Source organism: Stieleria neptunia, from assembly GCF_007754155.1.
In the GTDB taxonomy this organism is placed as follows: Bacteria; Planctomycetota; Planctomycetia; order Pirellulales; family Pirellulaceae; genus Stieleria; species Stieleria neptunia.
The window spans coordinates 1-24741 of record NZ_CP037423.1 but is presented as its reverse complement, the minus strand read 5'-3'; the positions used below and the strand labels follow the sequence as shown (position 1 = coordinate 24741).

Below are 24741 nucleotides of genomic sequence, written 5' to 3'. Positions count from 1 at the left end.
TCAGGGCAGTCTAGGGATCACCGCCGAGCGCTGATAGAGAAGTTTTTACGCCCCGACCTTGGCCTTGGTCCGCGCTTCGCGAAGTCCCCGGCTGAGGATATCACGGAGCATCGGCGAGCAGTCTTCGTACTTGGTTTGATCCGGAGCACCGTTGCTGAACTGATAGATCGCATCGCGTGGTTTGACCCCGAGTGCGATCAAGGAACTGCTGACGGTTCCGTAATCCTGGTTCCGAATCACCATGCTCGGTCGGCCCGGTCCGACCGGTGCGCGGGCGAACACGCGACTGGCGACGGCCAAAAACTTGACCGGCGAATCCAACGTCTGGAGCGTCAACAGCCGTCGCGCCATCCGAACCCGCTCGTCATCGGGGTCGTTCAGATTGTGGGCACCGATGATGTTCAGCCCGGGTTCCATCTCGACGACCTGCTGATGCTGGTCCGAATGAATCGCGTAGCCAGCTTTTGCATCGGCGATGATCAGGTTACAACCTTCGTATTGCGTTTCACCGAGTTCGGCGAGCGCTTTGTCGAGTGCCCGAGCCGAGCTCGTGCATCGAAGCAGGTCCATCGCAAGTGATCCGCGGGAGCGTTGCCCGAACAGCGGCATCGCCGTCGCCCGGTTACAAATTCCGACGAACAACCCATTTTGATTGACACCAAGCCAGGTCCCACCGGCTTTCTGATCCACACCGCATAAAACGCGAGGCTTTCCCGACTGTATTGACGGCGTCAAACTCGGCCGGTCAAAGTACTCTTCGCGATTCGCTGCGACCAGGATAGGACTCTCTGGGACCAATTGATACTGAACGGCCAATAAGCACATCTCGAAGCTTTCTTTTCAAAGATCAGTTGGATTTGGATCACGGGTGCGAGGCCGACGGCTACCTCTGGGCTCACGTCGAAATCCACGTCAGCCAATCTATCCACGTCGTCAACGAATCTGCACCCCCTGATGGGGTATTAAAGGCGAAAAACTACCGTAAATTCCGCTCGCGGGCCGCAGAGTCACCCCGCCGGACGAGGTTTTTGCGTCGTGGCCTGTTCAAAATGCCCAGTTTCGGCTAGCTAGCAACCCAATGGACCGCTTCGGAAGCACTAATCCTTGCGGTGCTTCTTTTTCTTTTTCTTCTTCCCCGCGGCCGACTTTCCGCCAAACGAGCCGGTTTTTCCGCCGAAGAACCCGTCCGGTTTGCTGCGATTCTTGCCGCCCGGCTTGCCGCCGGGTTTTCCGCCTTTTCGAAATCCGCCCGAGCGACTCGGTGAATCGCCTTGGCCCGGTCCCCGGTCGGGGCGAATCCGCAGCTGCTTGCCTGACACCCAGGCCCGTTGCAGCGTCTGGAAGACGTCTTTGGGCATTCCTTCGGGCAGATCAATGGTACTGAAGTGCGGATAGATCTTGATCGGTCCGATCATCCGGCTTTCGATGCCGGCTTCATTGGCGACCGCACCGACGATGTTTCTCGGTGCCACACCGTCGTTGCGTCCGACTTCGATTCGATACCGCATCATGCCCGGTTCCGGTGGCCCGAGGACGCGACCCCGTTTGCCGAATTCACCGCCCCCGGCACGCTCGTCACCGCCACGTCGGGCATCCCCGCGGTCCTGGTACTCATCCCGAGCACGCTTGGGACGGTCCTTCAACAGGAACGGCCGGCCGTGTTGTGCAATTTCCGCCAGCGCCGCGGCAATCGCTTCCATCGACTTGCCGGACTCCTCGGCGTATTGACCGATCAGATCCTTGAACAACGTCAGGTCCTTGTCCGCAATCACCTGCGTGATCGAGGCTTTGAAGCGTTCCACCCGCGTGGCGTTGATCGCATCCGCCGACGGCACATCGACCAGTTCGATGGACTTTTTGGTGGCCCGCTCGATCAACTTCAGCTTGCGTCGCTGGGCGGGCGTCAGAAAGATGATCGCCTCGCCGCTGCGGCCGGCTCGCCCGGTGCGTCCGATGCGGTGAATGTAGGATTCCGCATCGTGGGGCAGATCAAAATTAAACACGTGGCTGATGCGGGTGACATCCAGCCCCCGGGCCGCCACATCGGTCGCGACCAACACATCCAAACGCCCACCCTTCAATTGCTCGATCGTTCGTTCCCGCACCGTTTGTGGCATGTCGCCATTGAGTGCGGTGGCGGCGAAACCGTTGCGGATCAGCTGTTCGGCCAATCGCACGGTCGTGTCCTTGGTCTTGGTGAACACGATCACCCCGTCGGTCGCTTCGGCTTCCAAGAACCGCGTCAGCGCGTTGACTTTTTCTTTGGGGGGAACAATCACCGCTCGCTGTCGAATCGATTCGGCCGTGACCTGTTTCTTTTCGATCGTCACCAGCGCGGGATCGACCAGGTATTTGTCCGCGATCGATCGAATCGGTCCGGGCATCGTCGCGGAAAACAACGTGACCTGACGTTTCTCGGGCGTCTGGTCGAGCACGAACTGGACATCCTCCAAGAAACCCATGTTCAACATCTCATCGGCCTCGTCCAACACCAGACAGCGCAGCTCGCTCAGGTCCAGCGTTCCGCGTTTGATGTGGTCGATCACGCGTCCAGGCGTCCCGACGACGACGTCCACACCACGACGCAGCGCGCGAAACTGGTGCTCATAGTCCTGGCCGCCGTAAATCGCCAGCACGCTGAATCCCTTCAAATTCTCGGCGTACTTCTCGAACGACTCGGCGACTTGAATCGCCAATTCTCGCGTCGGCGCCAACACCAACGTCTGCACCGTCCGCTGCTTGGAATCGATCGTGGAGAGAATCGGCAACGCGAACGCCGCGGTTTTTCCCGATCCGGTCTGCGACTGGGCCAGCACGTCTCGGCCGGCCAACATGTGCGGAATCACCTGCTGCTGCACCGACGTCGGCTCGGAATAACCCGACTCGACGACCGCTTCAAACACCTGGCGGCGCAGTTCCAAGGCGGCGAATCCGGTCGGCGCTTCGACTTCACTCTCGTCTTGAGGCGGGCTCTCAAGCTCGTCCGCTTCGGCTTCGGAGACGGATTCCTCGACCGCTGCCTTCACCGTCGGCGGAACCACATCGACGGCGGCTTCTGCATTGGGCTCGGCTTCTGCACTGGGCTCGGCTTCTGCTGCATTGGGCTGCTCAGCTTCTGCATTGGGCTCGGCGGCGACTTCTTCGCTGGGCTCGTGGGGCGATGCTGCAGACGATTGGGCGGGCGCTTCTGCTGAGGTGTCATCCTCGGCGTCATCGGCGGCTGCGGGCAGGGCTTCTTCAATCAGTTCAGGCTCATTTTCGACCGTTACCTGGAGGTCTTCTATCGACAAATTCAATTCGTTCTCGGATCCCATGATCTCTTCTAGGCGGCAAACATTCGTGCTATTTCGTTCCCAGGAGACTATCCCAAGCCCCTGACAAACGGCAGAGCGTAAATCGCGAATTGGCGACAATCACCGCTGACCGCCCTTTACGTGATAGATCGCACCACTAATCGCGGTTATCGATCGACACCCTCCGGTTTAGCTTCTGTTAAATTCGGTCCTCATTCTCACCAATGGGGGATTCGCTTGCTGTTCCAACGTCTCACCCGAAGCCAAACGGAAGCGAATCGCATGACCAACGAGGCGGATGTAAGTGAACCGATCGATGTCGGACCGATGCGTCTGATCGACGTGGCCGGGTTCCTGATCGGGCGACGTTGTTCGATCGAACGCGTGATTGCATCCAAAGCATCGCTCGCCCTCGGCGCCGCGTTGGTTGCCACCGCGGCGCTGGCCCGCGAGTATGACGCGGTCAGCTTCATCCACCAGCCGCTGGATTTGTTGGCCCCACTGGCCGCGTCGATCTTTGTCTCAGCCATCGTTTTTGCGGTCGTGCGGTGTTTTCACGCGATCACGGCAATCCCCCACCCCGGCAGCACCGCGGATGACTACCGCGTCTTTTTGTCGGGGTATTGGATGACGGCTCCGCTGGCCTGGTTGTACGCGATTCCGATCGAGACGATGACCGACGAAATTTCGGCGTTGCGTTTCAATCTGACGCTGCTGTCCATCGTTTCGATCTGGCGCGTGTTGTTGTTCGCACGATTCGTCTCGGTCCGATACCGGGTCTCGTTGAACGCCGCGTTGTGTTGGGTGCTGGCTCCCTGCATGGCCATCGCGGTGGTCGCGCTGTTTCAACAGATCCTGTCGATGGTCTCCATCATGGGCGGGTTACGCCTGACCGAGACCCAGCAGATTTTGTTGGATTTCCGCTCCAACGTGTTCGGCGTTGCGTTCTACGGTTTCATCCCGACGCTGCTGCTGGGCATCGGGCTGGCGGTCGCAATCCGAAAGCATGCCGAGTCGATCGCCGTGCCTCGTTTCCGGCCAAGCGTTCTACAACGCTGGACTTGGGCGATCCCGGTGTTGGCGTTTGTCGGCTTCACCATCGCTGCGGTGTTCTTCCAACCGCCGCGCTACCGTGCCGCCCAAGTCGATCAACTGTTGACCGACGGGCGAATCGATGAAGCGATCACGTTGATGCAGCGACAGGGCGAGGATCGCTTTCCCAGCGTCTGGGATCCGCCTCCGCATTTTCCCACCCGTCGCAAGCCGACTCCGCCGATCTCCGACCTGCTCGCGGCGATCGGGCGAAACCAACCCGAGCGTTGGATCAGCGATCAGCTGTTGGTGCAAGCCGACGAACTGTTGATGTGGCAATTCGGATGGACCCAGGGCGTCGGCGACGAAAGCTATCTCGAATCCACACTCTTCATCACCGACCGGTCGGCACTCGTCGAACTGCACGAACACTTTCAAAAACTCGTCGACGTTCCGGCGAGTGACAAGGAACAACAGCGCCGCACCAGGCTGTTGAAGATCATCCATGATTCGATCCCCAAAGCGGAAGCGTTCGAGAACGACCTACCGGTGTCGGAGGTCGCCGAAACGGAGACGGAAACGGATTAGCCGGGAGGACTTCCTGGGACACCGACTCACGCCCCGAGTTCGTGAAGCATCGTCAACGGGAACAGGCCCGAGGAATGCCCGTCGCTGAAGGCGATATTGTAGGCGTACGAACCGACCGGTCGCATCGACGTGATCGTCAAGGGGCGGGCTTCTTCGGCTTTCAAGACCGGCAACGTCAGTGACTTCGATGGCGTTTCATCGGCCGACTCATCGGCCCGCTTTTTCTCTCGGCACGTCGCGCACGGACAAGCTTGGCGGAGCTGCCTGGCGGTCAACCGTGTGACTTTGCCGTCGGTCCACGTGATCACGATCGCGGACTCGCCATCGCGTGCAATTGATTCGGGAAGAATATCCAAAGTCACTGTTTCCCAGTCGGGGTTGCCGACGCGGTGCTCCGCTCCGGACGCCACCACGCATCGAGTTTGGTTTGCAAGTTGCCGAGCGTTTCTTGAACTGCCGGATCGGCTGCCAAGTTGTGCTGCTCGTTCGGATCGTCGGCAAGATCGTACAGCTGGAGCGCGTCTCCGTAACCTCCCCAAACTTTCCCGTTGTTTGCGTGCGGAACGATCAGTTTGTCGTCACCGTCACGAATCCAACGATACGCGATGTCTACCGACGGGTCGCCCAACACGCTGGCATCGCCGGGATAGATCTCGCCAAACACCGGCTCCGGATTCATCGATGACGCGTTTCCCATGACCAACGGCCAAAGGCTGCGACCGCTGATCGGCGCCGGGATCTCGATCGAACAGGCCTGCAAAACCGTCGGCACGATGTCGACGCTGCTGCACAGCAACTCGTGGGTCGCCGCTCGGGTTTGTCCCGACAGATGAAACAGAATCGGAGTGCGCAATCCGTCTTCAAACGGCGAGCGTTTGCTGCGATGCGTGTAGTTGTAACCCAACCCGTCCCGCATCGGTTGCTTCGGATCCGGTCGAAAACCGTTGTCGACGACAAACACATACAAAGTCTTCCGAGCGGACGATTGTTTCTCGACCCTCTCGATCAACTCACCCACGGTCTGATCGAATTGGCTGCAGGCGGCGTAGTAGGCCCGTTCATGATCGGGGATCGATTCATCGTAGAGATCGAAGAACCGTTTCGGACTGTCGTGCGGTAGGTGCGGCAAGAACGGCGCGTACCAGATGAAGAATGGATCGGAACCGACGTCGCCTAGAAAGTCTTCGATGGGCTGTATCGTTTCGCGGCCGATCGCCAATCCGGCATCACCGTTGCCGTGCGCCACCCATTGCCCGTCGGCCAGCTGTTTGTTGCCGTGCCGCGCTCCGGGAACGGGTTTCGAAGTCGTCATCCCTGCGGTAAAGCCGGCGTTCTTCCAATGACCTTCCCAGTATTTGCCGGTCTGCAAACAACGGTACCCGGTTGATGCCAACAGTCGGGGCAACGTGTCGACGTTTCGGATCAGCACCGCCGCGGCTTCTCTGGCCGCTTCATACCGATCGCGATCGTATGTTTTGGTCAGCTTTGAAAAACCCGGCGGCGGATGGTTGAAATGAACACCGTGCTCGTGCGGGTACAAACCGGTCAGCAGCGTGACCAACGAAGGGCGACAGACACTCGAGGGGACATAGCCGTTGGGGAACCGGGCCGATCGGGCCGCCAACGCATCCAAATGCGGCGTTTGGACGACTGCATTTCCCATGAATCCGAAATCGGAAAACGTCTGATCATCCGAGATGATCATCACCACGTTCGGGCGATCATCACCGTGGGCGACCAAGCTGAACTGCGCCAGCAGTATCAGCATCCAGGGGACGCGGCGGTTGGAGAACATCAAACGTCGACCGGTTGTCGAGCCTTTTGGAGCAATTCGATCCAGGGACCGATGTAGTGACCGTTGTCGTGAAAGGTTCGCCCGCTGACCAGGTTGCCGTCGACCACACAGGGCTCGTCGACAAACGTCCCGCCACAGACTTCCAGATCGAACTTGCATTTGCCCACCGTGGCCATTCGGCGACCGCGGACGCAATCGGCATAGGCGGGAATCTCCACGCCATGACAAACACTGGCGATCGGTTTGTCGTGCGCAAAGAAATGCTTGGTCACCCGCACCAGATCTTCGTCATAACGAATGTACTCCGGTGCGCGTCCGCCGCTGAACAGGATCCCCAAGTAATCGTCGGGATCGATTTCCGAGAACGCCACGTCGGCTTGCAACGTGTAGCCTTCCCATTCCTTGGTGATCGTCCAGCCCGGTTTCACCTCGTGCATCACCATCTGATACAGACGTTTTTCCGGCGCGGCGACGACCGGCTGGAACCCGGCTTCGATCAGTCGGTAGTACGGATACATCGTGTCGAGCGTTTCGGTCGCGTCGCCGATGATGATCAAGACTTTGGGTTGGCTCATGGTGGGATCGGTGGGGAGGGGGAGGAAGGTGAGGGCGGGCGGCGAAATCAACCGTGTAGGGCATGCCGAGCATGCCAATGAGCCGTCAGGCACAGCCTAACCTACGAATTGGCGACTGCGCTCGACCCTCCCTGCCAGGGAGGGTTATTTCAGCCACGTAGGGCGTTACGAATTGGCGACTTCTTCGCCGGCTTCGACGTCCAGTTCGGAGGCGTCGTCGATCATCGGTGCTTCGTCCGCCGGTGGACCGAACCCGCCGGCTGCCATCACCTTCTGTCTGATCTCTTCGGCCACGTCGGTGTTCTCGATCAAGAAGTTCCGCGCCTTCTCCTTGCCCTGGCCGAGGTAGGTTTCACCGTACTTGAACCAAGCACCGCTGCGGTTGACGACTTTGTGGGTCGTTCCCAGGTCCAACAAGTCGCCTTCGTAGCTGATGCCGTTGTTGTGCATCATGTCGAATTCGGCGATGCGGAACGGCGGTGCCACCTTGTTCTTGACGATCTTGGCTTTGACCCGCTGCCCGACTTGCTCCTCGCCGTCTTTGAGCGCACCGATCCGACGGACATCGATCCGGCAGGAACTGTAGAACTTCAGCGCCCGTCCGCCGGGCGTCGTTTCGGGGCTGCCGAACATCACGCCGACCTTTTCCCGAATCTGGTTGATGAAGATCACCGCGCACTTGCTCTTGGCGATCGCACCGGTCAGCTTTCGCATCGCTTGACTCATCAGTCGCGCTTGCAAACCGACGTGACTGTCGCCGATCTCGCCCTCCAGTTCTTTCTTGGGAACCAGTGCCGCGACCGAGTCGATCACGATGGTGTCGACCGCGTTGCTTTTGACCAGCATCTCGCAGATCTGCATCGCTTCTTCGCCGCTGCCCGGCTGGCTGACCAACAGCGTGTCCAATTCGACCCCCAGCTTCTTCGCCCAACTGGGGTCAAACGCGTGTTCGGCATCAATGATCGCGGCGATCCCGCCTTTCTTTTGAGCCTCGGCACAGACATGCAGCGCCAACGTCGTCTTACCACTGGATTCGGGGCCAAAAATCTCGATGATCCGGCCGCGTGGAATCCCCTGTCCGCCGAGTGCCATGTCCAGCGACAAACTGCCCGTCGGAATGCCTTCGATGTCCAAATGCGTCGACGCGCCGAGCGGCATGATCGATCCTTCGCCGAACGATTTTTCGATCTGCTGAAGAGTCGTCGCCAAGCCCGGCTCGCGCTCCAAAACGGCTTTCAAATTCGGATCCACCTTGGGACCCTTTGCAGCTGCTTTCTTCTTTGCCATGTTTTGATTCCTTCTGATTCCAGAGTGGAAAAGTCCGACGAGTGGAAAAGCCCACACGCCACTCCGCTCGACCGGACCCCCCGGAGCGGTTCGCGACGCCACCAGAAACTTAACCGCGGGCGCCGCCTGTCACAACCAAACCGACGTGGAAAACCCGTCGGCGACATCCGATTTATCGCCGCCGACGAGACACCTCTGGTCATTCGCCTTGATCCGCCGAGATCGTCCGCGGATCGATTCACTGTACGCCTTCACTGTACGCCTTCACTGTACGCCCCCGCACAGAACCCCCTGTCCGACCAGTTTGCTAGCAAACGGGGGTCCCAGTGGCAGAGCGGTGGGATCGACTCGGTGATTCGATCTCGATGCGGACGAGTTCCGCTTGATGATCTCCGCCCGTATGTTAGTTGGGTAGACAACACCCGACCGCTTGCCCCACTCACGTGCCCCTAGATTGAGCGAAGACGAACTGACTGTCGATTCCATTCTCGGCGCCCAGGGGCGTATCGCGGCACGGATGCAGAATTACGAGCCCCGCGAGCAGCAGTTGCAGATGGCCAACGCCGTCGCCAAGGCCCTGCAATCGGGTCAGCATTTGGTCGCCGAGGCGGGAACGGGCACCGGGAAAAGTTTTGCCTACCTGGTCCCGGCCGTGCTGCACGCGACCGGCGAACCGATCATTAAGACCTCCGACGAAAAAACGCGACGCCCCCGCGTGTTGATTTCGACGCACACGATCAGTCTGCAAGAGCAGTTGATTGCCAAAGACGTTCCGCTGCTCAATAGCGTCATCCCCCGCGAGTTTTCTAGCGTGCTGGTCAAGGGCCGGAGCAACTATCTGTCCAAGCGACGGCTGGAGCGAACGGTGGGCAAGATGACTTCGCTGCTGGGGTCGGACATCCAGTACCAACAACTTCGCCACACCCAGAAATGGGCGGCCGAATCGGGCGACGGCAGCCTGGCCTCGATGCCGTTCAAACCCGACCGTGAAGTGTGGGACGAAATCGTCAGCGACACCGGCAATTGTCTGCGTAAAAAGTGCAACCACTTCAAAGACTGTTTCTACTTTCGGGCCCGTCGACGAGCCACCAACGCGCAGTTGTTGATTGTCAACCACGCGTTATTCTTCAGTGACCTCGCCCTCCGCAACGAAGGCGTGGCGTTGTTGCCCGACTACGACGCGGTGATTTTGGACGAATGCCATACCGCCGAAGCCGTCGCAGGCGAACACCTCGGGCTGCGGATGACCAGCGGGCAATTCACGTTCTTGTTCGATCGGCTGTACAACGACCGCAAACAGAAAGGATTGTTGGTCGAGAAGGACCTGCGCGGGCTGCAACAAGAAGTCGACCGGCTGCGATTTGCCCACAGCACGTTCTTTGCCGACATCCTGGATTGGCGGCGCGATCACGCACCCGGCAACGGTCGCGTCGCCGCGCCCGACGTGGTCCGCAATTCGCTGTCCAAGCCGATGAAGGAGTTGGCGTTGAAGCTGTTGACCCAGGCTCAGGGACAGAAAGAAGAGTCGGATCGAATGGATTTCGAATCCTCGCACGACCGCCTGATGTTGCTGAGCTCGTCGCTGGATCGCTGGCTGAAACAGGAGGATGAGGACACCGTTTTCTGGGTCGAAGCCACACCCACGCGGAGCGGCATGGACCGGGTGCAACTCTCCTCGTCCCCGATCGACGTGGGATCGGCATTGCGCGAGTGTCTGTTCCAAAGCAAGATGATCCGCAGCGTGGTGATGACCAGCGCGACGATCGCATCGGGCAACGACGACAAGTTCAAATTCTTTCGCTCCCGCGTGGGACTGACCGGTGGATTGTCGGTCCGCGTCGGCAGCCCCTTTGATTACCCCAAGCAATCACAAATCGTCGTCGTCCGCGATCTACCGGATCCGTCCAAAGAGCGTGACGCGTTCGAACGCGCGTTGCCCGACCAGATCAAACGGTTCGTCGAACATTCCGGCGGCCACGCGTTCGTGTTGTTCACCAGCTACGGGCTGCTCAAGCAATGTGCCAGCCGATTGAGCAGTTGGCTGGCGTCGAAGAATCTGTCGCTGTACACCCAAGGCGGCGATCAAAGTCGCTCGCAAATGGTCGACGCGTTCAAGAAAAGCCCCGGCGTGTTGTTCGGCACGGACAGTTTTTGGCAGGGCGTCGATGTCCCCGGTGATGCGTTGACCAACGTGATCATCACCAAGCTGCCGTTTGCCGTTCCAGACCACCCGCTGCTGGAAGCGCGACTCGATGCGATTCGGAAAAGCGGCGGCAATCCCTTCACCGACTATCAGTTGCCCGAAGCCGCGATCAAATTTCGCCAAGGCGTCGGCCGCTTGATCCGCACGCGTTCCGATCGCGGCATGGTGGTCGTGCTCGACCCCCGCGTCTGTACCAAACGCTACGGCAAACTGTTCCTGGAATCGCTACCGGACCAACCGGTGCACTTCGTCTCCAAAGTGCCACGAAAGCGCTAGTGGCGTAAGCTTCCAGCTTGCGCTCGCTGCGACGCCATTAACCTTGTTCCCCGGCTCCGGCCTGGGAACACACGGTTCTGGAGGCTCCCGCCTCCCGCGTTGCCAGTCAGCCGGCGGGAGCCGGCAATCCATCGCGTTCCCAGGCGGAGCCCGGGAACGAGAGAAAAACTACGCGACCGACTTGACCAACTTGCTCAGTCGGCTCTTGCTGCGCGCCGCTGCGTTCTTGTGAATCAAGTTCTTCGCAGCAGCTTGATCGAGTCGCTTGCTGGCGACGCGAAATTCCGACTGGGCCGTTTCGCTGTCGCCCGCCGCGACGGCTTCACGGACACGGCGCAGTTGCGTTCGCATCCGGCTGCGGAGGGTACGATTGTGTTGGCGTCGCTTGTCGTTTTGACGGAGCCGTTTCTTGGCACTCGCTGTGTTTGGCATTTCGTTACGTAATGGTTGCCGGAAAATGTTCGTTTCAGGGGACGATCGGCCGAGAGTCCAGTTCGTACTTCTTGGCTGACAGTTGGCGCACTCGCCGCCCACGGGCTTGATTTCGCCCAATTTGAGGGCCGCGTAGTATGGCGATGCCTGGTCTCCCTGTCCAGAGTCAACTTGGAACTCTGTTTTGTCGCCCGTTCCCGGCGCTCCGGGACTACGAAAAACCCGCCCATTACGCTCAATTATCGGCATGAAACCACTTGTTTATCTGATCGGTGCCGGTCCGGGCGACCCGGAATTACTGACCCTGCGGGGGGCTCGATGCCTGCGGGGGGCCGACGTCGTGCTCTACGACGGCTTGAGCAACGCCGAAATTCTGGCCCTGGCACCCGCCGCCGAGCACGTTTGCGTCGGAAAACACGGGCAATCGCGGATCTGGCGGCAAGACGAAATCATCCAGGAAATGCTCCGCCACGCGGCCTTGGGAAAGACCGTCGCTCGGCTCAAAGGCGGCGATCCGGCCGTGTTTGCCCGCACCTCCGAAGAGGTCGACGCCTTGAATCAGGCCGGGATCCCCTTCGAAATCGTCCCCGGCATCACCGCCGCACTGGCCGCCGGATCCTACGCCGGAATCCCCGTCACCGACCGAAAATTGGCCTCCGCCGTCGCCCTGGTCACCGGTCACGAAGAACCCGGAAAGAGCGAATCGGCGCTGGATTGGGACGCCTTGGCCCGATTTCCCGGCACGCTGGTGATCTACATGGGCGTGACCACCGCGAAAGTTTGGACCGACGCGTTGATCAGCGCCGGCAAAGCCCCCTCGACCCCGACCGCCCTGATCCGACGCTGCAGTCTGCCCGACCAAACCACGCTCCACTGCCGACTGGATGAAGTCGCCCAGCGGCTCACCCCGGCGAGCAACTTTCGCCCGCCGGTGATCGCGATCGTCGGTGAAGTCACCACGCTGGCCGATTCGATGCGCTGGGTCCAGCATCGGCCGCTGCACGGTCAAACCATCCTGGTCACCCGTCCGGCGGATCAGGCCGACGCGCTGGCCGACGCGATCCGTGACCTGGGCGGCTATCCCCTGATCGCACCGGCGATCGCCGTCAAACCGATCGACGACTTCACCGCGCTCGACCATTCGATCGAAAACCTCGATGAGACCGACACGCTGATTTTTTGCAGCACCAACGGCGTGGAACACTACTTCCGTCGCCTGCACGCGTTGCAGTACGACTCCCGCAGGCTGGCCGGAACGTCCGTCGCCGCGATCGGAAAAAAGACGCAGCTGAAATTATTGGAACAGGGCATTCGCACCGACATCCTACCGGACGACTATCGGGCCACGTCCTTGGCAGACCAGTTGCAATCCACGGCGGCCGGTCGGTCGATCTCGATCGTCCGCGCCAGCCGTGGAAGCGACGAATTGCCCAGCAAGCTGAAGGCAGCCGGAGCCGAGGTGCACGAAGTCATCGCCTATCAAAATGTCGACGTCGACTCTGCCGATCCGTCGATCATCGAGGCGATGGACGATGGTAAGATCGACTGGGTCACCGTCACCAGCAGCGCGACGGCGAACAACTTGCATCGTTTGTATGGCGACCGGTTGAAACAGGTGCGACTCGCCGCGATCTCACCCGTCACCGCCAACGCCTTGGAAGACCTGGGGCTGAACGTTCACGCCGTTGCGAATCCCTTTACCATCGAAGCCCTCCTCAACGAGATCGTTCAACAATCATGATTCCCAAACGCTACAAGAAAATGCATGCGGATTATCCCGACCTGATGCAAACCTATGAGGCATTCGGGAAAGCCGCCAAAGAAGCCGGTCCGCTATCGGCCCGCGAGGTCGCCCTGGTCAAGCTGGCGATCTCACTGGGCGCCGGCCTGGAAGGCGCCGCCCACTCGCACTGCCGCAAGGCACTCGAAGCCGGCTGCACGCCCGATGACCTGCGTCATGTCGCAGTCGTCTCCGCCCCGACAATCGGGTTCCCAACAATGATGCGAGCCAAGTCCTGGGTCGAAGACGTGATCGACAAGCAAGACGCGTCGTGAACACCCCCGTACCGCTCCACGCTCCCAAATTACTCGGCGTCGTCCTTTGCGGCGGCGCGTCCAAACGCATGGGACGCGACAAAGCGGCGTTGACGACGCGACAAGGGCAAACGTTTCTCGACCACGCCTGCCGCCGACTGCAAACACACTGCCAAACCGTTTGCGTTTCCTCGTCTCCGGAACGTGACATTGACGTTCAACGCATCCCCGACCCGCCCGATTCCCACGGTCCGATCTCCGGCATTCATGCGTCGTTATCCTTCGCGATGGAACACGGCTTCGATGCCTGCGTCTTCACTCCGGTCGACACGCCCTCTCTCACCTCCACGGATCTACAAACGCTGATCGATGCGTTCGCCAACCATCGCGACCAAGTCGTGTGTGCCGTTTCGCAACAAACGCCCGATCACCCCGAACCGTTGATCGCGATTTATCCTGTCACGCTCTTCGACGTCATCGACCGGTCGATCGATGAGGAACAATACAGTCCTCGACGGCTGTTGCGATCGCTATCGATCATCACCATTCCGCTCTCGGCGGAATCATGCCGCAACATCAATACGCCTTCCGATCTGGATTCCCACTCACCCCAGCCATGAAACAGCCTTTTCCATTCACCGACCCCGACACCGCCATCGCGGCGCTGGCCGAGCGACTGTCGGTCGTGCGTGATACCGAGCATGCCACCGATCATGTCGGACGGATTCTCGCCGAACCCCTCGTGGCCGATCGTGACAGTCCGGCCGCGGACGTGTCGGCGATGGATGGCTACGCGATCCGAATGTCCGATTTGCAGTCCGACGCTGATGTTCCGGTCAGCGGCATCAGCCAAGCCGGTGCGGCGCCGCCGGCGATGGTGGATGGGCAAGTCGTACGGATCTTCACCGGCGCGATCATCCCCGACGGGTGTGAAGCCGTCGTCAAACGCGAAGACACCGAGGAACTGGATGCATCGATCCGATTCTTGCCGGCGCCGATTGATGCGACGGTTCCCGGCAGCCACATTCGACGCCGCGGTGAAAACGCTCCGATCGGTTCCAGCGTCTTGGACGTTGGAACGGAAATCACACCGGCCGTTGTCGCCGCACTGGCCAACTTTGGCTGCACCGCACCGGAGTGTTACCGCCGCGTCAAAGTCGCCGTGTTGACGACCGGTGACGAAGTTGTCGATCCGGCGACAAGACAACTGGAACCTTGGCAGTTGCGAAACAGCAATCGATCCGCTGTTCAAGCCATGCTCCACCAGCATGCGTTGGCGACGGTCGACACCGCCGAACATGTCAAGGACGATCGGGATTCGTTGCAAGCTTCGCTCGCCGCCGCGATCGCCGTTTGCGATGTGGTCGTGATGACAGGCGGTGTTTCGATGGGCGACTATGATTATGTCCCCGAAACGATCGAACAGTTGGGCGCCGAGATCGTGTTTCATGGGCTACCGATTCGTCCCGGCAAACCGATTTTGGGTGCCGCGACCCAAGACGGAAAACTGATCGTCGGGCTACCCGGCAATCCGGTCAGCGCGACGATCAACTGCCATCGCTTTGTGTTGCCACTGCTGCGCCGGATCGCCGGCAAGCAAACTTGGGCGGACAAGCCAGCGCTGGTGACGCTCGACCAGCCGCCGCAAAAAGCGATTCCCTTGCACGCGATGTTGCTCGCCCGGACGACAGCGACCGGGGCTGCCGAACTAGTGCCCGCCAAGGGATCCGGCGACCTCGTCGCGCTCGGCCGCAGCGATGGATACGTCGCCGTCCCGCCGATGACCACCACGACCGGTCCTTGGCCGATGTTTGGTTGGTGAGTCCATCGTGTGATCCAGCGGCGCAGGACTCCCCCGTCACTCGCGTTGTGTTTGCCGGGTGTGTCGTTTTTCGGGCATCCGTTTTTCTACCCGAAATTTTCCTACCTTCCTGCTGCGTTCTGTGGATCGGAAAAACGGCTTGCCGACAGTGATCGCTACCGATTTTCCCGTCGGTCTTTGGGGTTTCCATTTCGCCGGAGGCTGCGTTCGGCGGGGTGTCGGGATTTGCTGCGACCCCGTCCCGGGTCGAGGGGAGGCTCGAGGGTGTTGCCCGGAGGTGGCGCTACGCTGACCTCCGGCTAATCGCTGTGATCCCTCCGGGATAGCGTGGACTGCTGTGCTGACGTTTTTGCTGGAGGGGCTGATGCAAAGTCGCCGAGCCGCAACGTGTCTCAAGCCCGGACGGCCGGTACAGTGTCTGCCGGTGGTGTCAGCCACCGGGGGTCGGATTCCAAGGTATGCCCAAGGCCCAGCGGGCCGACACAATCTTCCGGTGTCCATCGCTCCAGGGCGCCAACAGACCGATTGTGCCGGCCCGTCGGGCTTCGTCGCGGCTGTCCCGCGAAAACGGCAGCGTTAGGGGCGCGAGATGCCCACGGCGATTGCGATCGAGTACATTGGCACAGAGCGACGATGGCACGGGCCGTCGTCGTGGCCGGACGCGCGAACCATGCATTCGTCTGACAGGTCTGCATTACTGACCACGGTGAAATGCTGAGATGAACCGATTGATTCGATTCACACTTGCCGTACTTGTGGTCGCCGCCTGCGTCCTCCTGCTTGACTACTTGAACGTCTCACGGAAAGAGCGACAGCTTTCACACGCGGTCAACACCATTGGTGGACGCTACGGCTCGCTCCCCTGTTGGCCATTGGGTACCGAATATCGCATCACCTTAACCTCCGTTCCGGACCCCGGCCAACTACGCGGACTCACAGTTGCAAACAGCATGCGGGGATGGGTTGGAATTGCGTTTGAGGATTGCGAACTTTCCCACGCTGACATTGATCGTATCTTGACCGAACTCCCCCAATGCCACCTATTCGTCGTTCACGACGGTCACCATAAAAAACTCTCGCAATCGCGAGACAAAGCGGACGAACCATGACATACATGGGAGTCGTGTTTAATGGTCTGCTTGCAAGATCTTCGCCCGTCCCCCCCGTGATTTCTGTCGTTGAAGTTCACCCAATGGCTTTCCGCTTCGACGGTTAATGTGCGATCAAGGTGCCACGGCGGCTTTTGGTGCGTCCTTGCGGGAGATTGCGTTGGCTGACTTGCCAACTTTCTCAACGCGAAGAGCATCGGGTGTACTGCTGATGACCCGCGGGCGATGCACCGGCTGGAGATGAAGGTAGGAACATTTTGGGTAGGAAAAGAGAGTTGGGTGTTTGCCGGGAGTGTCGTTTTGCGGGCATCCGTTTTTCTACCCGAAATTTTCCTACCTTCCTGCTGGGTTCTGTGGGTCGGAAAAACGGCTTGCCGACGGTGATCGCTATCGATTTTCCCGTCAGTCTTTGGGGGTTCCATTGAGCGGGAAGCTGATCACGGCGGGGTGTCGGGATTTGCTGCGACCCCGCCCCGGGTCGAGGGGAGGCTCGAGGGTGTTGCCCGGAGGTGGCGCTACGCTGACCTCCGGCTAATCGCTGTGATCCCTCCGGGATAGCGTGGACTGCTGTGCTGACGTTTTTGCTGGAGGGGCTGATGCAAAGTCGCCGAGCCGCAACGTGTCTCAAGCCCGGACGGCCGGTACAGTGTCTGCCGGTGGTGTCAGCCACCGGGGGTCGGGCTTCGTCGCTGCTGTCCAGCGAAAACGGCAGCGCCATGAGTGCGAGATGCCCACGGCGATTGCGATCGAGTACATTGGCACAGAGCGACGACGTTGAGCGGATTCGTAATGGACAGACTTTCGTCACCGCCCCGTGATCGGAACCTTACGCCATCAAGGAAATCGAATGATGAGTCGGGCGTTTTTCGCAGTCGTGATTCTTTTGTCGCTGGCGTTGCCAAGCCTCGCGAACATGCCCACACAAAAGGGGTCAGGTCTCTTTGATGCAACTTAGTCAACAAAGAGGCTTACCCCTATGCCCCCACACTTCCGACAGTCCTTACTTGCCATGCCGATCCAACTGTCGATCCGATCACTGCTGATTGCTTGCACCCTATCGGCATTGTGGATTCTGTTATTCCGGGTTGCTTCGGGACTGGCGTTAACAATTGTTTTCCTGACTCCTCTACCGTTCGCACTTGTTTACCGCCGATCTGTCGTCAATACGCCGGGACTTCGAGTTGCACTCGTGCGTGTTCCGCTGCTCCTTATTCTGTTCGTCATGTTCGTCGTTGGATTGTCTGGGCCTGCGCTCGCTTTTGAACGACCGAATATGGACAGCAATCTTTTGCACCTCGCGTTGTACTTACCCCCAGCTTATTTGTACTCGTACGCGATCGAGCACAAGCATCGAACTTTGAAAGAGACGCTCGATGTCTATTTTGGATGGTGGGATCGACTAAGCGATTAACGATCACACAACCACAATACTTCGAGCGATGACTTCGATGAGGGATTATCGGGCTGTCGGTGGTGGACGCCGCCACCTGACGGTGTCGCGATCGCAAGCTGGAAGCTTACGCCACTTGGTGGGGATCAATCGCGTGCAATTCCATCACCCGGATCGGGTGTTCGGGGTCGTCCTTCATTTCCAGCTTGTGTTCGGTGTATTTCCAGGGCCGCTTGCCGATCCACTCGCGGAACTCGTTGGCGATGATGCGGTACGGGTCACTCAACAAGACCACGCCGCCGGGAGCCAAATGATCCTGTAAACATTGCTCCAGCTCCGGCCACAATTGCCGCAGGTAGGTGACGTCGCTGCCCAGGATGATCGGGAACGTTCGGTCCAGCCGATCGATCCCGAATCTCAACCGCCGGATCTCACAACGATCCGCGATCGGGTGGCTGCTCAACCGGACCAGGTGCAGGGGGTCTTCCACTCCATCGGTCAGCGTCACGTGGGCACCGCGGAGTGCGGCGGAAATGCCCGCGTGCCCGGTTCCGCAGCCCAATTCCAAGACCGATTGACCGTCGAGTTGTTGAGTCTCTAAAAAACGGTCCAAGCCGGAAGCCGCCCGCCAGGTCGCCGCCCAAAACGGATCGATGACCCCCTGTTCACCGTTATCCTGCCGTTTGCAAGCATCGATCAGCATCGCATCGGGATCCGCCGCGACCGCCAGCGGCCAGGATTGGCCCGCGATCGGGGTGTCTTCCCAGCGCCAATCGAGCAATCGGTCGGCGGTGGCGATCAATTCGGTGGGGAGGTCGGCGGGCGGGTCCGCGGGGTGGATTTCGGCTGAGTCGGCGTGTGTCATGTCGGCAATGTAACATGCGACCGTTTTCCTGCGCCCCATCCGCAAACTTTTCCCTCCCTACTACACTTCGTTTCGTCCGGCACCGTCCACCATTCATCCCGAGCGTCGATTGTCTGATTCCGCCCCGTCTGATTCTCCCCCCTCCCACTCTCGCCTCGGCCTCGCCGTCTGGGCCACCATCGGCTGCTTCATCGGCCTGTGCGCCAGCTACGGTTGGGCGAGTCTGGCTCCCACGTCGGTCGGGGCCAACTTGACGCTCGCGGTGTTTCAAATCGCGATGATCTCGATCGTGATTTGGCAAGCTTGTGATCCGTTCGCCGACGCGGCGCAGTTTCTGGGCGAACAGTGGCGGATCCCCAGCAGTGTTCGGGGCGCGACGCTGGACGCGGTTGCCAGTTCGCTACCGGAGCTGTTCACCGGGTTTTTCTTCGTCCTGTACGCCATGAACGCTTCGGTTTTGGCGCCGCCGGGGGAACCCGGTCTGCACGCCGGCGAAGGGTTTGGGGCGACGATCGCGACCTGTGCCGGATCGGCTGTCTATAACATGATCTTGATCCCGGCGTTCTGCGGCATCGCCATCGCGTTGACTCGGCACCGGAAACCGATCATCGAGATCCATCGCACCGTGATCACCCGCGACGGATTGTGGTTTCTGGTCTGTGAAATCGTGTTGGTCGCGTTTCTGTTCAGCAAGCAACTTTCCTGGCACCTGGCGGCCATCCTGCTCGGCCTGTACGTGGTCTATTTGGTCTGGCTGTGGATGGATGCCCGTAAGTACCGAATTGCCCGCTCGGTGGCGATGGAAACGCTTCAATCGATCGACAAGCCCGACGAACAACAGATTCAATCCGCTTTGACCGATCATGGTATCAACGCAACACCGAGTCTGATCGACTATGTCGGCCGCGAGCTTCGTGGCGATACCCCTGAGGATGAGGAAGAAGGTGACGAGGAAGTCGACTCGGCCGGCATGTTGTTCGGACGGATTCAAATCCCGCTTCGACCGTCGATCTCCTATAGCCTGTTGGTGGGCTCCACCGCGATCACCGCGATCGCCTGCTATTGGCTCGTGGAAGTCACCGTTTCGATCGCCACCACGCTGGACATTCCCGTGTTCTTTGTCGCCGTGATTGTGGCCGCCGCGGCCAGCAGTGTTCCCGATACGTTGCTGTCGATCGGAGCGGCCAAGCGTGGCGATGACGATGGTGCGGTCAGCAACGCGTTTGGATCCAACATCTTTGACATCTGCATTTGCTTGTCGCTGCCGCTGATCGCCGGCATCTTTCTCAACAACGGCCAACCGATCGATCTGTTGATCGACGGCAAGCCGATGCCTGGTTTATTCGGTCTGCAAGTCCTGTTGCTGACCTTGACCATGATCACGCTGGGAATCCTGTCACACCGATTGCAACTGACGCTGCGAAAGTCGTTGGTCTTGGTGGGCTTGTACCTGGTGTTTATCGGCTACGCGGTGTTGGGTTCGCTGGGGTTTTAGCAACAGCGCTGGACTCGCGGGTTGTTGATGTACGATGGCCCTTCCGGGCCGTCGTCCGCTGGACTCCCGACGACGACCTGGAAAGGACGTCGTACAACATCCGCTGACCACGTCTGGCGTCCCGCTGGCTTTTTACGATCGGGTCAGCACGGCGAAGCGGATGTCGCTGATCTTGGCGTCGGGCACCTGCTTGCCGATCTGCTTGATGATCGATCGTTTTTGGAACGTCAATTCCTGAATCGTCACCGAGTCTTTGGCAAACACTTTCAACACGCCGCGATTGAGTTTGCCGACGGTGACTTCGGCCGCCAGATCCTTGCCGACGGCCGCCGCGATCGCCTCGTGGAACCTGTCGGTCGCGGCGATTTGTGCGTACCCGCGTCGCGAGATCAATTGACCGACCAACGAGCCGATCGATTGGACGCGGGGTTTCGGCGGATCCGACGGTCTGTTCATCGGTGGTGTCTAAACAGCCGCCTCGGCTTTTTCGCTGATCATCGTTTCCAGCTTGCGGATGTCGGCGGCAAAGCGACGAATCCCTTCGGCCGTTTTTTCGGTCGCCATGGCGTCTTCGTTCAGTTCAAACCGAAACGTGTTTTCATCCATGGAAACCTTTTCGATGTCGCTCTGCTTGGCCGTCGCTTCATCGAGTTTCTTTTCGATCGGGTCGGTCGACGCTTGCAGCTCGGCCAGCAGATTGGGGCTGATCGTCAGCAAGTCTGATCCCGCCAACTCGATGATCTGGCCGACGTTGCGGAAGCTGGCGCCCATGACTTCCGTTTTGTAATCAAATTTCTTGTAGTACTCATAGATCTGGCCGACCGACTGGACACCCGGGTCATCGGCACCGCTGTATTCCTGTCCGGTCGATTTCTTGTACCAATCGTAGATGCGACCGACAAACGGCGAGATCAACTGCACCTTGGCTTCGGCACAGGCGATCGCTTGGGGCAGCGAAAACAGCAACGTCAAGTTGCAATGAATGCCTTCTTTCTCCAGCACCTCGGCCGCCCGAATGCCTTCCCACGTCGAGGCGATCTTGATCAGCACGCGGTCGCGCTCGATGCCTTCGGCGGCATACAGGTCGATCAGCCGCTTGGCCAGTTCGATGGTGCCCTTGGTATCGAACGACAAACGCGCATCGACTTCGGTGGACACCCGGCCCGGGACGATTTGCAAGATTTCCTTGCCAAACAGGATCAGGACGCGATTGAGGATGCTGTCGATCCGCTGTTGGCCGCTGAGCGTCCCACCGGCGTGTTCGTCGATGGCCTGTTCGATCAGGTGGGCATACTGCGGCTGGCTCGAAGCGGCCAGGATGAGCGAGGGGTTGGTGGTGGCGTCCTGCGGCGCGAACTCCCGCATCGATTCGAAATCACCGGTGTCGGCGACCACTTTGGTGAACCGTTTGAGTTGATCGAGCTGGCTGGCCGGATTTGAAACGTCGTTCACGAGCGCGGTTCCCTTGAGTGGAATGGTCTTGGTCCGTTCGAAGATGATTCTGTCATCGGTAGCCTAGCATGGTCGGCTTCGGAGGACCAAACGGTATCGGCCGCCGATCCCCGCCGGTTGGGGGCAACGGCCGATCTCGCCCCCCAATCGGCAACGCTGCGAAGCTTTTTTCCCATGTGTTTGTTGAGGTTTTAGCGGCAGGGCGCGAGCCCTCCGGTTCTTCCTCTCTGCCACAACACCGGAGGGCTCGCGCCCTACCGCTAAAAAATGCTTCACAGCGTGGCCCCAAAGGCTGCTTATCGGTCGCGTGACATCGGCATGATCACGTACGAATAGCCATCGTCGGTGGTCATCAAGGCCGGCGAAGCCCCCGATTCGATCTCGATCTGAAAACTTTGCTCGCGGTCGAGCACTTTGCAGAAATCAGCCAGATAGCGATGGTCCATCGTCAGCGTGATCGGATCTCCGTCATAAGCGATCGGTAATTCGATTTGCGACTGACCGACATCCTTGGTACTCGCTTCCAGCTTCAACGTTCCGTCGCCGAACGTGAAATCGATGCCTCGGCTATCTTGATCGGTCACGATCGCCGCCTGCCGCAGGGCCGCGAACACCGGTCCGACGGTCAAGTCCAATTGGACCGCGTCGTCACGTTTGGGGATCACTTGTCGCCACGTCGGATAACGCCCTTCCACGAGCCGTGAATAGATCACCGCGGTTTTGGTTCGCAGCAACAAATCGCTTTGTCGCGCCGCGACATCCACCGTGTCTTCGTTCTCGTCGACGGCCCGTTCCATCAATTGAATCGCCCGCGTCGGCACGATCGTGCTGGTGCCGCTGGTCTCGTGCCCGCCGATCGATTCGCCTTCGCCCTGCATGCTCGCCAGCCGGCGACCATCGGTGCCCACCGCCGTGACTGAATTGCCGGTCATTTCCAACAGCACCCCGCCGAGGGCGAAGCGGCTGTTGTCGGTGTCGGTCGCGAAAACCGTGCGACGCACCATCGACCGGAAGAACCGCGTCGAGATCACGTGGTATTTGTCTTCCTCGAACGAGACCACCGGCGGGAACTCGTCCGGGTTGCTGCCGGGCAACCGGAACGTGCTGCGTGCCCCGCTGACCTGAATCCCCGAATCATCGGTCATCAACGTCAACGTTTCATCGTTGCTTTCCCGCAAGATCGCCATCATGCGTTGGACCGGCAGCAGCGCCGTGCCTTCGGTTTCGATCTCCACCCCTTCCTCGACTTCCAATCGAATCCCGACTTCCATATCGGTCGCGGTCAGCGTCAGCTTGCCGCCCGACGCGGTGATTTTCACATTCTGCAAGATCTCCTTGGGAGACCGAGCGGGGGCGACACTGGCCGCCAGTGAAAAGGCATTCGTGAGGGGTTCACGCGAGCAGGAGATTTTCATGGATGCAAAGCAATCGGCTGGAGGAGCGATTCACGGGGTCCATGTTTTAACGCAATCCAGCGGTTTGGGCAGCATGGCTGAGGCAGAGCGATCGGTTTCATCCGATGGGTTTCTATTCTGGTTAGATTTAATTATTTATCGTCGTTATCGTAATCTTTCCGAAGATGCCGTCAGCGGACGCCATTTGGCAGCGATAAGTAGCATCCCTAAAACCACTTACGCGAATTAGACCGAAGTGGAAAAGCCGTCGGTCTGGTGTCGAGGAACGGTCGGAAACCAGCCCGGTTGCTGACAGTGGCCGACGGCATGGTGGGACGGGACCGGTTCGACTGACGATTCAGTCGTCTGGACACCGACGACGTGCTGACGCGTTTTCCACACCCAAACGGCTGGAAAAAAAGCAAGAATCAAGAATCAGGGGCGTCGGACGTTTGCATTGACGTCGAGCGTGCGATCCGATGTTCCTGGGTTACAGTGAAACGGATCACAGGCTGCTTTCCATCGGTGGGTTCGCGCTGCCATCGGTGGGCTCATTCCTATCCGGCTATCGGCCGCGATCCAACCAGCCCTAGGCGGCCAGCTTCTCGGTGGCTTCGACCATCATCCGACTCAGGTCGGCGTCCTGCTGGAGCAACGTTTCGGTCTTGCGGATCGCATGCAGAACCGTCGAGTGGTCGCGTCCGCCGAAGTACTCGCCGATTTTGTCCAAGCTGGACGAGGTGAATTGGCGGGCCAGCAACATCGCCAACGATCGGGCCCGGACGACGGATTGTTTTCGCGAACCGCTGCGCAAGTCTTTGGTGCGATGCCCCCAGATTCGGGCCACGATCCGGGTGATCTTTCCCAGATCGATGTCGCTGCGTTGGCCCGCAGCGTTGATCGCCGATTGAACCGCCACGACGTCGGCCGCGGATTGATTCATCCGACAATACAAATCGACTTGCTTGATCGCCGAGTCGAGGGCCAGCACCGAAATGTCGGTCCGCAGGCCGGCGTCGAGCAATCCGATCAAGTCGTCCGACAATTCCAATCCGCGAAGCAAGGCGAGTTCGCGAAGGATCGTCAAACGCGATTCGCCCGTCGGGTAAGCGATCGGGATCGTCAATCCGATCACGCATCGGCTGGCCAATTGGGGACGGATAGCGCGAGTTTCCGATGGCAGCCGTTTGCTGGTGAAAATCGTCGGCTTTCCCGCAGCGATCCGCCGTTCGATGCGAATCGACAATTCATCTTGGGCGGCCAGCTTTCCGGCGATCGAATCCAGATCATCAATCACCAAAATGGCCGCGTCGTCGAGCGATTCACGAAGCGGCGGCAAATCGTCCGCCGCCACCGCTTCGGCATACTCGCGGGCAAAGTCGGACGCCGAAAAATACTTGACCGCCGTGGCGTCACCACCGAGTGAAAGGGTTGCGGCGATGCGGGCGGCCAAATGCAACGCCAACGTCGTCTTGCCGCAACCCGCTGGGCCGATCAACAGGACCGGTTGCGACATCGCGATCGTCGGTTCCGACTGAGCCACATACGTCGCCAATCGGTTCTCGTCGCCACTGATGAAGAACGACAGGGACGCCGCCGCACGGCTCCGCGCCAGTTTCGCATCACGCGAGCGTTGGCGCAACAACGGTCGCTCCAACGGAAACGTTTCGATCTTCGGGGTGGCGGGAGACAGGTTCAC

The 24741-nt window shown here is 59.6% G+C and carries 21 protein-coding genes; 9 read left to right on the top strand and 12 right to left on the bottom strand.

The window, feature by feature from the left end:
• Nucleotides 1–45: 45 nt before the first annotated feature.
• Together Enr13x_RS00105 and Enr13x_RS00100 are read right to left on the bottom strand one after the other, a co-directional pair.
• The gene (locus Enr13x_RS00105) at nt 46–825 is read right to left on the bottom strand and encodes an NRDE family protein (RefSeq protein WP_145384072.1); all 780 of its coding nucleotides are present in this window, start codon (nt 823–825) and stop codon (nt 46–48) included.
• Between the two features lie 272 nt (nt 826–1097).
• Complete coding sequence (locus Enr13x_RS00100; protein ID WP_145384071.1) at nt 1098–3314, bottom strand: DEAD/DEAH box helicase; 2217 nt, start codon at nt 3312–3314, stop codon at nt 1098–1100.
• 261 nt (nt 3315–3575) lie between these two features.
• On the opposite strand from Enr13x_RS00100, the gene Enr13x_RS00095 reads away from it, so the two are divergent.
• Complete coding sequence (locus Enr13x_RS00095) at nt 3576–4913, top strand: hypothetical protein (RefSeq protein ID WP_145384070.1); 1338 nt, start codon at nt 3576–3578, stop codon at nt 4911–4913.
• A 26-nt stretch (nt 4914–4939) separates the two neighbouring features.
• Here Enr13x_RS00095 and Enr13x_RS00090 read toward each other — a convergent pair whose 3' ends face one another.
• From Enr13x_RS00090 to recA, 4 genes are all read right to left on the bottom strand, one after another.
• Nucleotides 4940–5275, bottom strand: coding sequence for a DUF971 domain-containing protein (locus Enr13x_RS00090; protein WP_145384069.1), 336 nt, complete (start codon nt 5273–5275; stop codon nt 4940–4942).
• Nucleotides 5272–6708, bottom strand: coding sequence for a sulfatase-like hydrolase/transferase (locus tag Enr13x_RS00085; protein WP_145384068.1), 1437 nt, complete (start codon nt 6706–6708; stop codon nt 5272–5274). Before Enr13x_RS00085 ends, Enr13x_RS00090 begins: the two co-directional genes overlap by 4 nt.
• A complete protein-coding gene (locus Enr13x_RS00080; RefSeq protein WP_145384067.1) occupies nt 6708–7283 on the bottom strand; it encodes a DJ-1/PfpI family protein in 576 nt (191 codons plus the stop codon). Before Enr13x_RS00080 ends, Enr13x_RS00085 begins: the two co-directional genes overlap by 1 nt.
• 165 nt (nt 7284–7448) lie before the next feature.
• Nucleotides 7449–8570: a recombinase RecA gene (recA, locus tag Enr13x_RS00075; RefSeq protein ID WP_145384066.1), complete on the bottom strand. Its 1122-nt coding sequence runs from the start codon at nt 8568–8570 to the stop codon at nt 7449–7451.
• A gap of 517 nt (nt 8571–9087) precedes the next feature.
• Between recA and Enr13x_RS00070 the strand changes: the two genes are divergently transcribed.
• Nucleotides 9088–11049, top strand: coding sequence for an ATP-dependent DNA helicase (locus tag Enr13x_RS00070; protein ID WP_145392026.1), 1962 nt, complete (start codon nt 9088–9090; stop codon nt 11047–11049).
• Between the two features lie 168 nt (nt 11050–11217).
• On the opposite strand, the gene rpsT is transcribed toward Enr13x_RS00070, so the two are convergent.
• The gene (gene rpsT / locus Enr13x_RS00065) at nt 11218–11481 is read right to left on the bottom strand and encodes a 30S ribosomal protein S20 (protein WP_095742495.1); all 264 of its coding nucleotides are present in this window, start codon (nt 11479–11481) and stop codon (nt 11218–11220) included.
• 247 nt (nt 11482–11728) lie between these two features.
• Here rpsT and cobA point away from each other — a divergent pair, with 247 nt between their 5' ends.
• The 5 genes from cobA (at nt 11729) to Enr13x_RS38730 (ending at nt 17857) form a co-directional block, all read left to right on the top strand.
• Nucleotides 11729–13222, top strand: a complete 1494-nt coding sequence (gene cobA, locus Enr13x_RS00060; protein ID WP_145384065.1) for a uroporphyrinogen-III C-methyltransferase — start codon at nt 11729–11731, stop codon at nt 13220–13222.
• The gene (locus Enr13x_RS00055; protein WP_197455669.1) at nt 13219–13536 is read left to right on the top strand and encodes a carboxymuconolactone decarboxylase family protein; all 318 of its coding nucleotides are present in this window, start codon (nt 13219–13221) and stop codon (nt 13534–13536) included. Before cobA ends, Enr13x_RS00055 begins: the two co-directional genes overlap by 4 nt.
• Nucleotides 13533–14135 carry a molybdenum cofactor guanylyltransferase gene (gene mobA / locus Enr13x_RS00050; RefSeq protein WP_145384064.1) on the top strand — a complete coding sequence of 201 codons (603 nt, stop codon included), beginning with the start codon at nt 13533–13535 and terminating at the stop codon, nt 14133–14135. Before Enr13x_RS00055 ends, mobA begins: the two co-directional genes overlap by 4 nt.
• Complete coding sequence (locus tag Enr13x_RS00045; protein ID WP_197455668.1) at nt 14132–15337, top strand: molybdopterin molybdotransferase MoeA; 1206 nt, start codon at nt 14132–14134, stop codon at nt 15335–15337. Before mobA ends, Enr13x_RS00045 begins: the two co-directional genes overlap by 4 nt.
• Before the next feature lie 2118 nt (nt 15338–17455).
• The gene (locus tag Enr13x_RS38730; RefSeq protein ID WP_145384062.1) at nt 17456–17857 is read left to right on the top strand and encodes a hypothetical protein; all 402 of its coding nucleotides are present in this window, start codon (nt 17456–17458) and stop codon (nt 17855–17857) included.
• A 106-nt stretch (nt 17858–17963) separates the two neighbouring features.
• Here the strand turns inward: Enr13x_RS38730 and Enr13x_RS00035 are convergent, their stop codons facing one another.
• The gene (locus tag Enr13x_RS00035; RefSeq protein ID WP_145384061.1) at nt 17964–18701 is read right to left on the bottom strand and encodes a class I SAM-dependent methyltransferase; all 738 of its coding nucleotides are present in this window, start codon (nt 18699–18701) and stop codon (nt 17964–17966) included.
• Between the two features lie 109 nt (nt 18702–18810).
• Here Enr13x_RS00035 and Enr13x_RS00030 point away from each other — a divergent pair, with 109 nt between their 5' ends.
• Nucleotides 18811–20196, top strand: a complete 1386-nt coding sequence (locus Enr13x_RS00030) for a sodium:calcium antiporter (RefSeq protein WP_145384060.1) — start codon at nt 18811–18813, stop codon at nt 20194–20196.
• Between the two features lie 132 nt (nt 20197–20328).
• Here the strand turns inward: Enr13x_RS00030 and Enr13x_RS00025 are convergent, their stop codons facing one another.
• From Enr13x_RS00025 to dnaN, 3 genes are all read right to left on the bottom strand, one after another.
• The gene (locus tag Enr13x_RS00025) at nt 20329–20652 is read right to left on the bottom strand and encodes a DUF721 domain-containing protein (RefSeq protein WP_145384059.1); all 324 of its coding nucleotides are present in this window, start codon (nt 20650–20652) and stop codon (nt 20329–20331) included.
• Nucleotides 20653–20661: 9 nt separating this feature from the next.
• Nucleotides 20662–21648 carry a transaldolase gene (gene tal, locus Enr13x_RS00020; RefSeq protein WP_145384058.1) on the bottom strand — a complete coding sequence of 329 codons (987 nt, stop codon included), beginning with the start codon at nt 21646–21648 and terminating at the stop codon, nt 20662–20664.
• Nucleotides 21649–21944: 296 nt separating this feature from the next.
• Nucleotides 21945–23063 carry a DNA polymerase III subunit beta gene (gene dnaN, locus Enr13x_RS00015; RefSeq protein ID WP_145384057.1) on the bottom strand — a complete coding sequence of 373 codons (1119 nt, stop codon included), beginning with the start codon at nt 23061–23063 and terminating at the stop codon, nt 21945–21947.
• On the opposite strand from dnaN, the gene Enr13x_RS00010 reads away from it, so the two are divergent.
• Nucleotides 23062–23292 carry a hypothetical protein gene (locus Enr13x_RS00010; RefSeq protein ID WP_145384056.1) on the top strand — a complete coding sequence of 77 codons (231 nt, stop codon included), beginning with the start codon at nt 23062–23064 and terminating at the stop codon, nt 23290–23292. The two genes, dnaN and Enr13x_RS00010, sit on opposite strands and share 2 nt — an antisense overlap.
• Before the next feature lie 339 nt (nt 23293–23631).
• Here Enr13x_RS00010 and Enr13x_RS00005 read toward each other — a convergent pair whose 3' ends face one another.
• Complete coding sequence (locus tag Enr13x_RS00005; protein WP_197455667.1) at nt 23632–24741, bottom strand: helix-turn-helix domain-containing protein; 1110 nt, start codon at nt 24739–24741, stop codon at nt 23632–23634.